We start from the raw sequence: 12,489 nt of genomic DNA, 5'->3' as shown, positions 1-12,489 counted from the left end.
TTTACGTAGCACTAACCATTCGTGCCTATTGCGTGGGATGTGAGCAAAAATCCTGCCGGACTACCGAAATTGCCGCTGCGCCTCGGCCCGCTGCAAGTGATCGGTCTGCGCGACCCTGATGAGGGTGATTGGGCACGGCTGCGTACTTTGCAATATGCCGATTTATACAAAAGCTCGCGCATACGGTTTGCAGGCCATGGCATTGCGGCCATCATGGTTGCCGCGCTCTATCTGCATACGATACCCGCATGGATCCTCGGCATATGGTTGATTGCTTTGCTGGGTGCTGTGGCAAACAGTGGCCGAGTGGACCGGCATTTTGCCAATATTTCCCGCAGGCAGATGACCAGGTTGGAATACCGCAAGCAGGCAGGCACCGTCGCCTTGTGCGCCGTGCCATGGATAACGGCTCTGCTATTTTTCGCGCCGGTTGGATCATCAACCCAGCATTTTGGATTGTGGACGCTGGTTGCCATGCTTGTTGCCGGCGGTGCCGCAACATCGAGCACTGCGCCGATTTCAACAATTGTATTCGATCTGATCGTTGGTGTGGCGGGCGTTTCCTCTTTCGTGATTTCGGGCGATTACGTCTTCGGAATTGCCAGCTTTGCCTTCGTCGTCACTATCGTTGCAGGCGCGTTGAATTCTGCCCGCACTAATCTTTCCGCGCGCATCGCGGAAGCTGGCGTCGCAGAAAAGGACGAGGTGGTTTCCCTGCTGCTGCGTGAATTCGAGGAGAAGGAATCGGACTGGCTGTGGCAGGTGGACAATAATCGACGCCTGCGCTCCGTCAGCCCGCGGTTTGCCTTTGCGTTGGGCCGCGAACCTGCTGATGTGGAGGGTGAACGCTTCATCCAGCTCATCGGCGGTGACAATTTTGAAAGCGGGGACGTGCCCCGCAGCCTGCACGATCTGGTCGAGCGGCTGAAGCGGCGTGAAAGTTTCTCCAATTTGCTGGTGCAGGCAGTTATCGGCGAACAGCGCCGCTGGTGGGAGCTTTCGGGCACCCCGATCCGCGATTCTGCTGGCAATTATGTAGGTTTTCGCGGGGTCGGTTCGGATGTGACAGAACAGCGAGAAAGCGACGAGAAAATCGCCTATCTTGCGCGTTACGATACGTTGACTGGCCTGCCCAACCGCCTGATGCTGACGGAGGCGCTGGGCGAAGCGATGCGCTATTCAGCGCAGTGGCGGACGCGTTGTGCCTTCCTGATGATCGATCTCGATCGCTTCAAATCGGTCAATGATTCGCTGGGGCATCTGGTCGGAGACAGGCTGCTGGCCAAGGTTTCCGAACGGCTCAACAGCGTCTGCACTGATAACGAAAGATGTGGCCGTCTGGGCGGTGACGAATTTGCCGTGGTGATCCGCGATGCAACCGATCACACGCGGGTGGACCGGATTGCCGAAACGATCATCGAACATCTTTCCCAGCCTTATATCGTCGATAATCACACGCTCTTCATCGGGGCGAGCGTCGGATCTGCCATTGGTCCTCGCGATGGGCAGAGCGTGGAAACGCTGATGCGCAATTCCGATCTCGCGCTTTATCGGGCGAAGGATGATGGCGGCGGTGTGCATTGCACCTATGTCCCGTCACTTCATGCCGATGCCGAAGAGCGCCGCACGCTTGAACTTTCGCTGCGCCATGCCATCGCGAAGGAAGAAATGCATCTTAACTTCCAGCCGGTCGTCAATGCGCAGAGCGAAGGAATCGTCAGCTTCGAAGCCTTGCTACGCTGGACAAGCGAAGAGCATGGCATGGTCAGTCCTGCCAAATTCATCCCGCTGGCCGAAGATACACGCCTGATCGTCCCCATCGGTAAATGGGTGCTGCACGAGGCATGCCGACAGGCAACGCGTTGGCCTGAAGAGATCAAGGTTGCGGTCAATGTTTCCGGCGAACAGCTTCTGGAACCCAACTTCACCGCCACCGTGGTAGAGGCGCTTGCCGCAACCGGATTGCCTGCAAACCGGCTGGAGCTGGAAGTCACGGAAAGCGTGTTCCTGCGGGATGGACGCACGGCGAATGAAGCGCTGGAAGCTATTATCGCGCTGGGCTGCTCCATTGCTCTGGATGATTTTGGCACTGGCTATTCTTCGCTCGGTTACCTGCGTTCAATCCGCTTCTCCACTATCAAGGTCGATCGCAGCTTTGTGCAGGGCGCGGCACAGGAAAGCCCGGAAAGCATCGCAATTATTCGCGCCGTGGTGGCAATGGCGCAAAGCCTGGAAATGCAAACCACTGCAGAAGGCGTGGAAACGGTCGAGCAGGCGGACATGATCCGAGAGCTGGGCTGCACCAAGATCCAGGGCTATTATTTCGGCCGCCCGATGGAGGCGAGTGAGGCCTATTCGCTTGTGGCGAAACGCCGCAATGCTGCCTGACAGGCTATCGGGGCTGAGCGGAGCCTAGCGGGGTTCAGCGCAGCAGAACAGGGTCAGGCGTTTTCCAGTAGGCCGAGAACGCTTTCGAAAAGCCGCCGTCCGTCACTGCCGCCATGCGCATCCTCGATGGCGCGTTCCGGATGGGGCATCATGCCAAGCACATTGCCCGCTTCGTTAAGAATGCCAGCAATATCTCTGCGTGAGCCATTGCCATTTTGCATATAGCGGAATGCGACACGGCCATCCCCTTCAAGCCGATCCAGCGTTTCATCATCGGCAAAATAATTGCCATCATGATGGGCGACAGGAATACGAACTTCCTCGTCGGCGGAATAGGCGCGGGTAAAAATGCTTTGCGCATTTTCTACCTTCAGTGAGACTGTTCGGCAGATGAAGGTCTGGCCGGCATTGCGCATCAGGGCACCGGGCAAAAGCCCCGCTTCCGTGAGGACCTGAAAGCCATTGCAAACGCCCAGCACCGGCACGCCGGATCGAGCGGCGACAGCAATCGAACGCATGATCGGGCTGTTGGCCGCCATCGCGCCGCTGCGCAGATAATCGCCATAGGAAAAACCGCCGGGAAGGGCGATGAAATCAAGACCCTTGGGAAGATCGGCATCGCCGTGCCAGACCTTTACCGGATCGCTACCCGATACATCCCGCAGCGCGACCCACATATCACGGTCACAATTGGAACCGGGGAAGGTGACGACGGCGGTCTTCATGCGGCGACCTTTTCGATTCGGTAGTTTTCAATAACTGTATTGGCGAGCAGCTTTTCGCACATCTCGGCGATAGCGTCATCGCTGGTGTTGTCCGCCAGTTCCAATTCGATCAGACGACCGATGCGGACATCATCCACGCCGGCAAAACCAAGCCCTTCCAATGCATGATGAACGGCGCGTCCCTGCGGATCGAGAACGCCGGGCTTGAGCGAGACGTGGATGCGGATCTTCATGAAAGCGGCCTTTCGCATGGATTAGCGTTTGCGCGGAGCCTATGGCGCTTGACCGCGCTGTCGGCAAGAGTGTGCGGAAACCCAACCCCCATCTCAAACGATATATAGGTGCAGGTTTGATAATGAAACGCGGGAAGGACACCAGATGATCGCCACCGAGAAATTCACCTTTACCGGCAAGAACGGACAAGAGCTCGACGGTCGGCTGGAATTGCCTCTTTACGAGAAACCGCACGGCGCGGCATTGTTTGCCCATTGCTTTACCTGCACCAAGCAGAGCCACGCTGCGACACGCATTGCCTCTGCCCTTGCGGCAAAGGGGATTGCAGTGCTGCGTTTCGATTTCACCGGACTTGGGGGCAGTGCAGGCGATTTTGCCAATGCCGGATTTGTCAGCAATGTCGAAGATCTTGCTTGTGCCGCGCGGGCGCTGGATGACCGCGGCCTGCCGCCACTGCTGATCATTGGCCATTCACTGGGCGGTGCGGCGGTGTTGGCGGCAGCAGAGCATATCCCGCAGGCGCGCGGCGTCATCACGCTCAACGCGCCTTTCGATACCAGCCATGTATTCGAACATTTCGGCGATTCGGTTGAACAGATTGAGGCTGAAGGCGAAGGCGACGTCATTCTGGGTGGGCGCAAATTCCGCGTTTCGCGGGAGTTTCTGGAGCAGGGCCGCGGCCAACCGCAGGAAACCCGGATAGCCGATCTTGGCCGCGCGCTGCTGGTCATGCATGCCCCGCAAGACGATACTGTTGAGATCGACAATGCCCGTCAGATTTTTGAAGCGGCGCTCCACCCCAAAAGCTTTGTCACGCTGGAAGGGGCGGACCATCTGCTGACCGAAAGCGGATCGGCAGAATATGCCGCCACCATGATTGCTGCCTGGGCAACGCCGTTTTTGGCAGATCTCCATTCAGAAAAGCGTGCTGATTTTGCAGGAACGGTGGAGGTGTCCACCGCAGGCGGTAAGTTCGCGCAATGGGTGCGCACGCCCACACACCAGTTCATCGCTGACGAGCCGAGGGATTTTGGCGGATCAGATCACGGGCCGACGCCCTATGATCTCCTGCTTGCAGCGCTGGGTACCTGCACCAGTATGACCATGAAGATGTATGCTGATCGTAAGAAGATCCCGCTTGAAAATGTGCGGGTCGAACTGGAACACAGCCGTGACCATCATCTCGATTGTCAGGATTGCGAGAAGGGGGGCGAGGCCATTCAGGTGATCGACCGCGCGATAGAATTGTCGGGCGACCTAACGCCCGAGCAGCGCAGAAAGCTGATGGAAATCGCCGATAAATGCCCTGTTCACAGGACTATAAAGGGCGATTTGCACATTCATTCGACCGAAATCACCTAATTTCGAAAGCTGATGATGAAAGGGGTGGCGGGACTGAAGACCTGCCACCCCTTTCCTAACCTATTCGTCAGATGCTGCGTCGTCATCTTCTGACGGTGCAACGAGAATGCGCGTATCGGCGCGCCGCTCTGGCACGAGATATGTTTGCGCCAAGGCTTGCAGCTCTGCAGGTGTAAAGCTGCGCAACACTTCTGATTGCTGGCGCACCCGGTCTAGCCGGTCCGCTTCGCTCTGCGCAGTAGATGCAACGTCAAGCCAGAACCCATTATCTTCTCTGGCCAGACGAATTCTCTCAAGCACGGGCTGGCGGGCGCGCAGCAGGAAATCCTCGCTGACGGGCGTTTCGCGTAATTCGGCTGCGAGCCGTGAGATAATATCGCGCACCTCGTCGGTCTGCGCCGGATCGATGACGGCAGACAGGCTAAGCGTGCCGAAGTCGACAAAGTCCGAACTGGTCGATGCCGAGACAGAAGGGCTGTATGTTGCGGCCAATTCTTCCCGCAGGGTTTCCAGCGCCTTCAGTCGCACAAGACCGGCCAACAGGGTCAGGCCCATGTCCTCGCGGAAATCACTATCGTCGCGTGTGTGCCAGATGCTGCCGATCAATGCCTGATCGTCCTGTCCGGTGTGGGTGTAATCATTCACCTCATCACCTGAAAGATCGACATATTCGAGCACGCGCTTGTCCGCATATTCAGTGAATTGCGCATTGCGCGCGGGCAGGGCACCGAAACTTGCTGCCACTGCGGCGATTGCTTCATCGGGGTCGATATCGCCCACGATGCCAATCTCGATCGCTCCGTCAGCTGCTGCCGCCAATAGCGAATCGCGCAAGCCCTCACGGTCCACTGCGTCAAGGTCTTCGCGGGTTGGGAAGGCGACATAGGGGCTGTTGGCGATCTGTTCGCCCGCTCGCAGGCCAAATACCTGCGAAGGTTGAGACAGGATCTGGTTCCAGACCGCGTCAATAACCGCCTCAAATCGCGCGTCGGCCTCCGGGCGCATGCCAGGATCGGTGAGATAGGCGGCGCTGATCTTCATCTGCGTCGCCAGATCTTCAGGCGTGGTGACGCCGCCTGAATTGAAATAGTCCGTACCATTGCCAATGCCGGAAGTGATCTGTTTCCCGGCCATCAATTCGGTGATTTCATCGAAACTGTGCTGGCCAAGCCCGCCGACCTGGGATGCGATCTGGAGATAGATGCCTGCTGCAGTGGGATGCACGTCTTCAAGCGCAAAGGCACCGCCGTCCATCCGCACGTCAAAGCGCACGCGGCCGGGTTCAAGATCAGTCTGCTTGATGTTGAGGCGGACGTTATTGGCAAAGGTGACGGTGCGAATGCCCAGATCTTCGATCATGGTGTCGGCGGCGATGGTGCCGGGCATGTCACCCCAATTGTCATAAGCAAAGACACTGATGGCCACGTCTTCCGGCTCTGCCACCGCGACCGTAGTGCTGGTATTATAGGCCGCTGCCACAGCGTCCACCCCGCCTTCCAGTTCCTTTGCCGTCACACGGACAAGCGGATGGCCTTCGCTCCACAAATAACGGAAGCGCGCGTTGACGGCATCAAGGGTCAATTGCGGACGCATCTGCTGGAACATTTCCAGCCGGTATGCCGGATCGGTTACGAAGTCGTTTTCTGCCGCGACATTGACGATGGCCATGGCCAATTGGCGGTTATTGCGCGCCTCTGCCTGCGCGGCGCCGCGTTGCAACGCGCTTTCAATAGTGGTCAGCGCGTAATCGAGTTCGGATGGGGTGAAGCCATATTCCAGCGCCCGCCGCAATTCCTGTTCCGCGATGGCAAGGCCTTTGGCCCATGTCCCGTCGCGCGTGCTGATGCTGACAGCTGAATAATCGGCCACGCCTTCATCGCTGGCCGTGCCAAAACCACCGCCCAGGATCGGGCTGTTTTCACGATTGGCGATGCGGGTAATGCGCCTGTCGAACATGGTCTCGGCCAGGCTCTTGAGCTGATCCTTGTAGCGTTCCTCTACAGTGTCCAGCGGATCGGTATAGGGCCGCAACTGATAGATCGCGACGCTAGAGCCGATGGCGGGATCGACAAAAGTATCGAACGCTGTCTCTCGGCTCAGATCGACTGATCCCGGTGCTGGAATGGCCCCGGCATCGCCGCGGGGCTGCCAATTGCCAAAACGTTCGCGAATAGCCGCTTCCATTTCCGCAACATCGAAATCGCCTACTGCCACCAGCGTGGAATTTTCAGGGCGGTAGAAGCGGTTATAAAGACCCTGCAGCCGTTCTGCCGGCGCTTCGCGCAGCACCGCGTCAAGGCCGATGGGGAAGCGGGTGTTATAGCGTGTGCCGGGAATGCGGAATTCAAACATGTCGCGGTAATTGCGCAGGCCTGCCGTATCGCGCAGGCGGCGCTCATTCACCAGGATTTCCCGTTCCCGGTCAACAGCTTCTGGCGTGAAGGTCAATTCGCTGGCTGTTTCGCGCAGCAAGAAGAGCGCGGTATCGAGGCCTTCCTCATTCGCATTAGGCACATCCAGCAAATACACCGTCTCATCAAAGCCGGTGTAGGCATTGGTATCCGGTCCGAAAGCGAGGCCAAGCCGTTCGAGCAGCGGGATCATTTCGCCTTCGGGTACATTGGTGGAGCCGTTAAAGGCCATGTGTTCGATGAAGTGAGCCAGCCCTCGCTCATCTTCCCCTTCGCCCAAAGATCCGAAATCGAAATGCATCCGGAAGGAGGCTGAGCCTTCGGGTGTGTCATTATACCGGATGGCATATTTCATGCCGTTTTCCAGCGTGCCATAGGTGATGGAGGGATCGGGCACCACGTCGCTCGCCTCAACGCCCCAGCCTTCTGCCGGACCTTGCTGCGCGAGCGCGGGTGCAGAGATCGCGAGCGACAGGGCAAGGGTGGTGGTCGAGATTGTTGTGGCAAGAAGACGGCGGATGGTCATGGAGCTTTTCCTCTCAATTCAATGAACGGCGTCAGTAAGTGGAAGCTGCGCGCCCGCATTTCCCCCGATGACGAGAGATTATGCACAGACAGTGCCGAAGGCGCAAGCGCGACATTCGGCCATATCCCATTGAATTATGACAATTGCTTGACCGGAGCGGTGCTGGATTTGCGCTCCTTTGGAAGGCGCCTATTTCTTGGGCTTGGGCGATGTCTGGCGCAGGCGCGAGCGGTGGGCATTCATGTCGAGCACTTCGCCCGGAGAGCCATCGTCCTCTTTCTGCAACAGGCCGAGCCGGCGAGCGACTTCCTGATACGCCTCTTCCTCGCCGCCCAGATCGCGGCGGAACCGGTCCTTGTCGAGCTTTTCGCCTGTGTTGAAATCCCACAGACGGCAATTGTCGGGGCTGATTTCGTCAGCAAGGATCACACGGCTGAAATCGCCATCGTAAATGCGGCCGAACTCAAGCTTGAAATCCACCAGCCGGATATCGATTGCGGCAAACATGCCGGACATGAAATCATTGATGCGGATCGCCATTGCGGCGATGTCCTGCATTTCTTCATGATTGGCCCAGTTGAAGCAGGCAATATGCTCTTCGGAAATCAGCGGATCACCAAGCTCATCCGACTTGAGGTAATATTCGATAAGCGTATGCGGCAGCATCTCGCCTTCTTCGATGCCCAGCCGCTTTGAAATAGAGCCGGCCGCGACATTGCGCACCACGACTTCCAGCGGAATGATATCCACCTGTCGCACCAATTGTTCACGCATATTGAGACGGCGGATAAAATGCGTGGGGATGCCGATATGAGCAAGGCGGGTAAACACATGCTCGCTGATGCGGTTGTTGATCACGCCCTTGCCGTTGATCGTGCCGCGCTTTTCAGCGTTGAAAGCGGTGGCATCATCCTTGAAATACTGGATGATGGTGCCCGGTTCGGGGCCTTCATACAGGATCTTGGCCTTGCCTTCGTAGATCTGGCGACGGCGGGACATGGCAGTAACCTTATTGCAAAGCGCTAAGGGCGCTAGAAAAACGAGCGCCCCAGCATGGCAAACCAGGTTTGCCGCGGCCGGGGCGTTGTGAACGCTAGCGCTATACACCCAAGCATGCAGGCTGGCAATCGGGCGACATTGCGCTGGGCCTGCAGATGACTTTCCAGCACTTCAGGTGCTTCGGATACCTCCTGCAAATAACCTTTGCTGCGCCCCTGGCAGAATAAATCTGCGCGGTTAGACGGGCAGCCAAGGCTTTCCTACATCAGTCATGCGAAACCTTCCCCCGTTCTATGAAGTGGCTCAGGGTCGCGCGTTGCACCAACACGCTGAATAGCACAGCGCCAAATGTCGCCGCCAGCAGCAGATCGCGAACCAGCCCTTGCGGCAAGGACAAAGCGAGCGCGACGGATATGCCGCCGCGCAGTCCGCCCCACCACAGGACGCCCCAGGCGCCATCGGCCTGGGGTTTGGCGGCGGGCACGACGCGGGTGGACAAGGTCACTGCAGCGGCACGGGCGAACAGGGTGATGGGTATCGCCGCAAGCGACAGCCAGAACTCTTCAACTTCCGGCACCAGCGCGATCATTTCCAGGCCGATCAGCAGGAACAGGACTGAATTGAGCAATTCGTCCAGCACTTCCCAAAACTTGATGACATAATCGCGGGTCATGGCGCTCATCGCATAGGTTACGCCGTGATTGCCGATCATCAGCCCGGCCACCGCCATCGCCAGAGGTCCGGACAAATGAAGTGCGGTGCAAAGGGCATAGCCGCCCATCACCACAGCCAGCGTGATGGTCACTTCCAGCGCATATTCATCCAGCGAGCGCATGGCACGAAATCCGAGCCAGCCGAATAGCAGTCCGATCAGCAGGCCGCCGCCGGCCTCGATCGCAAATAGCCGCACGCCTTCCGACAGCGAAAAATCCTGCCCCGTCACCGCGGCGCCCAGCAGGATGGTAAAGACCACAATACCCACACCATCGTTGAAAAGACTTTCGCCCGCGACGCTGGATTGCAGGCTTTCCTCTACCTTCTCTTCCTTGAGCACGCCCAACACCGCGACCGGATCGGTGGGAGAAATCAAAGCGCCGAAGACAAAATACCAGATCGGTTCTATCGGCAGGCCCATCAGCAGGCCAACGCCCCATGTGAGTACGCCGACGACGACGGTGGAAATGATGACGCCGACGGTCGAAAGCAGCAAGACCGGCAACCAATCCGCCTTGAGCCGATCCAGATCAACATGCAGCGCGCCAGCGAACAGCAGGAAGCTGAGCATGCCCTGCAGCAGCGTTTCGGTGAAATTCATCTCCACCAGCAGCCGCGCAACAGTGTCATCGAGCGTGACCCCTGGAATAAACCTGTTGGCCAGCAGCAGGCCAATGGCTGCCGCAGCGCCGATCACCGTCAATCCCACGACATGCGGGAGCTTGATGAAGTGATGGTTGAACCACCCAAACAGGGCAGAAGCGACCACCAGCATTGCGGCGATGTCGAAGGGCGATATTGCGGCGGATGTTTCGTGCATGGCTGGGGATTAGACGGCCTGACGACGTAAAGCTACATCGTGACGCAGCACAAGCAGATGCGTGCTGGCTCTTCTAGGCCGCAGCTATACGAAGAAATATCTGGCCGGATTGAGAGAGTGGTGCCCGGGGGCGGAGTCGAACCACCGACACGACGATTTTCAGTCGTCTGCTCTACCACTGAGCTACCCAGGCATCGCTACGACATCGAGCATCTTCGAAGTGCCCGGTGAGCGAATGAAGCGCGCCTATGGCGAAGCGCAGGCCGCTTGGCAAGACCTCAGTTCAGTCTTCCTGCGCGATATCTTCAGGACGCGCCGCTTCACCGGGCAGGGCATATCCATCATTAAACCACTGCGCGAGGTCGCGATCACGGCAATGGCTGGAGCAAAAGGGCGTGAATTCCTGCGTACGGGGCTTCCTGCAAATCGGGCAGGGCCGGGCTTTGGCTGCGTTGGTCATCGCGGAATAAGCTGGGCATGCGGGGCGTCGAGCGCAAGGGTGGCGTCGGGCCGCATCGACAGCTCCTTGCCTGTCCGTTGGCGGAGTTTGCCCAGCCAGTCTTCGCTCAGGCGCGCCATGACAGCGGGATGCGCGGCAAGTTCGATTCTGCCGGGACCGGTGAGCGTTTCAGCACGGCGCAGCAACAGGCGCACTGCTGCTCCGGCGCGATCGTGCTGGAATAGGTGCAATATCGATGGGCGTTCAAATCTGGCGACGATCTGAACGAAGCCGAAGCCGTTCATCGCAGTGCGTTCGTGATCGAAATCCGCCAGGGCCGCTTCCAGCGCAATATCCACTGTCTTGCGGTCGGCCTTCGCCTCAAGCGTGGGGAAATCGATACCGATCATGCCGCCCATGCCCAGCAGCGTAATGGCGCGTGCAATAGGCTCGACTGCGGCAAGTGCAAGATCGCGCGGAGGTAAATGTCCGTCAACATCGACCATGACCATCGCTGGAGTAGGTGCAAAATGCAGTGATCCGCCGGAAAAGGATACGGTCCCCTCAAATGCGAGGTCGCTAATGTTCTCCCAATCGCCATGCGCAAATGCAAATATCGTGCGTGCGCCTGGTAGAATGGCCGTGAGCGCCGGGGCTGGCCGTTCGGGCTCTTGCGTTGGCCGCACCTGAGCCAGTTTTATGCGGTGCGCCTCTCCCATGGCGGCGCGGGTAACGGCAAAGCGCATCCTGGCCCCTTCGCTTGCATGGCGTGGCAATTTGTCTACCAGCGCTTCTTCCCCGTTAGGGAAGACAGCATGTCCCCGCGTCGATCCTCTCGTTCTGGAAACAAGCAGGCCCTCCACCACAGCGCCCGGTTCAAGCCCGCCCGGCCAGCGCAGACGTGCAGCCATCACATTGCCATCCCGATAGAAAAGCGCGCGTTCCTCGCCGATGCCCTGCTCTACAAGCCAGCCGTCAGCAGCCGCATCAGCCAAGGGAAAATCCGGCAGCTTTCAGCACATTGCGCGTCTCATACAGCGGCAGGCCAATCACGCCGGAGTGGCTGCCCTGTATCCAGGGAATAAGCGCCTCTGCCGCGCCCTGTATCGCATAGCCGCCCGCCTTGCCGTGCCATTCCCCGCTGGCGATATAGGCGTCGATCTCCCCCTCTGTCAGACGCTTAAACTTGAGCTGCGTCTCGCTCAGCCTTTCGCGCAGGCTACCATCAGGACCGGCAAGGGCGATGGCACACCACACGCGGTGCCGCCTTCCCGAAAGGAGTTGGAGACAGCGCCTTGCTGTCGACTCATCTTCTGCCTTGGGCAGGATGCGCCTGCCGCAGGCCACCACTGTATCGCCAGCCAGCACATGCGATGTGGCACCTTTGACGGCCAGCGCCTTTTCGCGCGCCATGCGGATGGCATAGGTGCGGGGCAGTTCCGCCTTGATTGGCGTTTCATCGATATCGGCGGGGGTAATGCCATCGGGCGTCACCCCGAGCCGCGTGAGCAATTCACGTCGCCGCGGGCTGGCCGATGCAAGAATGAGGGAGGGGCCGGTCGAAGCCATGCCCGTGCCGATTAAGGGTTATACCCCGGCGGGCCGCTGCGTCCCGGCATAAAGCGGTAGGTGATGCGTGCCTTGGTCAGATCATAAGGCGTCAGTTCGCACAGCACCTCGTCACCCACGAGCACGCGGATACGGTTCTTGCGCATGCGCCCGGCAGTGTGGCCGAGAACCTCATGGCCGTTTTCGAGCTCTACCCGGAACATCGCGTTGGGCAGCAGCTCCACTACCTTGCCGCGCATTTCGAGGAGTTCTTCTTTAGCCATCCAGTTTCTCTAGTCCTTTGCGTGATGTGTGAATATTGG

The 12,489-nt window shown here is 58.6% G+C and carries 11 protein-coding genes and 1 tRNA gene; 2 read left to right on the top strand and 10 right to left on the bottom strand.

Features of this window, described 5'->3' with window-relative positions; translation table 11 throughout:
* The first annotated feature begins 39 nt into the window (after positions 1–39).
* Positions 40–2,388 carry a putative bifunctional diguanylate cyclase/phosphodiesterase gene (locus CP97_RS11320; RefSeq protein WP_227819592.1) on the top strand — a complete coding sequence of 783 codons (2,349 nt, stop codon included), beginning with the start codon at positions 40–42 and terminating at the stop codon, positions 2,386–2,388.
* Positions 2,389–2,441: 53 nt separating this feature from the next.
* Here CP97_RS11320 and purQ read toward each other — a convergent pair whose 3' ends face one another.
* Positions 2,442–3,113 carry a phosphoribosylformylglycinamidine synthase subunit PurQ gene (gene purQ / locus CP97_RS11315; protein ID WP_048886031.1) on the bottom strand — a complete coding sequence of 224 codons (672 nt, stop codon included), beginning with the start codon at positions 3,111–3,113 and terminating at the stop codon, positions 2,442–2,444.
* Positions 3,110–3,346 (bottom strand): phosphoribosylformylglycinamidine synthase subunit PurS, encoded by a 237-nt coding sequence (gene purS / locus CP97_RS11310; protein WP_048886030.1) that lies wholly within the window; start codon positions 3,344–3,346, stop codon positions 3,110–3,112. The genes purQ and purS overlap by 4 nt, the downstream gene beginning before the upstream one ends.
* A gap of 145 nt (positions 3,347–3,491) precedes the next feature.
* On the opposite strand from purS, the gene CP97_RS11305 reads away from it, so the two are divergent.
* Entirely contained in the window at positions 3,492–4,709 is a 1,218-nt protein-coding gene (locus CP97_RS11305; RefSeq protein WP_048886029.1) for a bifunctional alpha/beta hydrolase/OsmC family protein, read from the top strand.
* Between the two features lie 60 nt (positions 4,710–4,769).
* Here the strand turns inward: CP97_RS11305 and CP97_RS11300 are convergent, their stop codons facing one another.
* From CP97_RS11300 to infA, 8 genes are all read right to left on the bottom strand, one after another.
* On the bottom strand, positions 4,770–7,646 hold the full coding sequence (locus CP97_RS11300; RefSeq protein WP_048886028.1) for a M16 family metallopeptidase: 2,877 nt from the start codon (positions 7,644–7,646) through the stop codon (positions 4,770–4,772).
* A gap of 189 nt (positions 7,647–7,835) precedes the next feature.
* Positions 7,836–8,645 carry a phosphoribosylaminoimidazolesuccinocarboxamide synthase gene (gene purC / locus CP97_RS11295; RefSeq protein ID WP_048886027.1) on the bottom strand — a complete coding sequence of 270 codons (810 nt, stop codon included), beginning with the start codon at positions 8,643–8,645 and terminating at the stop codon, positions 7,836–7,838.
* A gap of 265 nt (positions 8,646–8,910) precedes the next feature.
* Positions 8,911–10,179: a cation:proton antiporter gene (locus CP97_RS11290; protein ID WP_048886026.1), complete on the bottom strand. Its 1,269-nt coding sequence runs from the start codon at positions 10,177–10,179 to the stop codon at positions 8,911–8,913.
* Positions 10,180–10,297: 118 nt separating this feature from the next.
* Positions 10,298–10,372, bottom strand: a tRNA-Phe gene (locus CP97_RS11285).
* Positions 10,373–10,462: 90 nt separating this feature from the next.
* Entirely contained in the window at positions 10,463–10,639 is a 177-nt protein-coding gene (locus CP97_RS11280; protein WP_048886025.1) for a DNA gyrase inhibitor YacG, read from the bottom strand.
* On the bottom strand, positions 10,636–11,613 hold the full coding sequence (locus CP97_RS11275) for a ribonuclease E/G (RefSeq protein ID WP_048886024.1): 978 nt from the start codon (positions 11,611–11,613) through the stop codon (positions 10,636–10,638). Before CP97_RS11275 ends, CP97_RS11280 begins: the two co-directional genes overlap by 4 nt.
* Positions 11,606–12,187, bottom strand: a complete 582-nt coding sequence (locus CP97_RS11270) for a Maf family protein (protein WP_048886023.1) — start codon at positions 12,185–12,187, stop codon at positions 11,606–11,608. The genes CP97_RS11275 and CP97_RS11270 overlap by 8 nt, the downstream gene beginning before the upstream one ends.
* Positions 12,188–12,198: 11 nt before the next feature.
* A complete protein-coding gene (infA, locus tag CP97_RS11265) occupies positions 12,199–12,450 on the bottom strand; it encodes a translation initiation factor IF-1 (protein ID WP_048886022.1) in 252 nt (83 codons plus the stop codon).
* Between the last annotated feature and the right edge of the window lie 39 nt (positions 12,451–12,489).

It is taken from the genome of Aurantiacibacter atlanticus (assembly GCF_001077815.2).
GTDB classification, from domain to species: domain Bacteria; phylum Pseudomonadota; class Alphaproteobacteria; order Sphingomonadales; family Sphingomonadaceae; genus Alteraurantiacibacter; species Alteraurantiacibacter atlanticus.
Note: the sequence above shows the minus strand (reverse complement) of the source record. Positions and strands in the feature narration are given on the sequence as shown.

What these genes read in the sequence shown, in the direction of transcription:
- purQ (WP_048886031.1), bottom strand. Translation starts at nt 3,113, where the DNA reads ATGAAGACCGCCGTCGTCACCTTCCCCGGTTCCAATTGTGACCGTGAT.
- purS (WP_048886030.1), bottom strand. Translation starts at nt 3,346, where the DNA reads ATGAAGATCCGCATCCACGTCTCGCTCAAGCCCGGCGTTCTCGATCCG.
- CP97_RS11305 (WP_048886029.1), top strand. Translation starts at nt 3,492, where the DNA reads ATGATCGCCACCGAGAAATTCACCTTTACCGGCAAGAACGGACAAGAG.
- CP97_RS11300 (WP_048886028.1), bottom strand. Translation starts at nt 7,646, where the DNA reads ATGACCATCCGCCGTCTTCTTGCCACAACAATCTCGACCACCACCCTT.
- purC (WP_048886027.1), bottom strand. Translation starts at nt 8,645, where the DNA reads ATGTCCCGCCGTCGCCAGATCTACGAAGGCAAGGCCAAGATCCTGTAT.
- CP97_RS11290 (WP_048886026.1), bottom strand. Translation starts at nt 10,179, where the DNA reads ATGCACGAAACATCCGCCGCAATATCGCCCTTCGACATCGCCGCAATG.
- CP97_RS11280 (WP_048886025.1), bottom strand. Translation starts at nt 10,639, where the DNA reads ATGACCAACGCAGCCAAAGCCCGGCCCTGCCCGATTTGCAGGAAGCCC.
- CP97_RS11270 (WP_048886023.1), bottom strand. Translation starts at nt 12,187, where the DNA reads ATGGCTTCGACCGGCCCCTCCCTCATTCTTGCATCGGCCAGCCCGCGG.
- infA (WP_048886022.1), bottom strand. Translation starts at nt 12,450, where the DNA reads ATGGCTAAAGAAGAACTCCTCGAAATGCGCGGCAAGGTAGTGGAGCTG.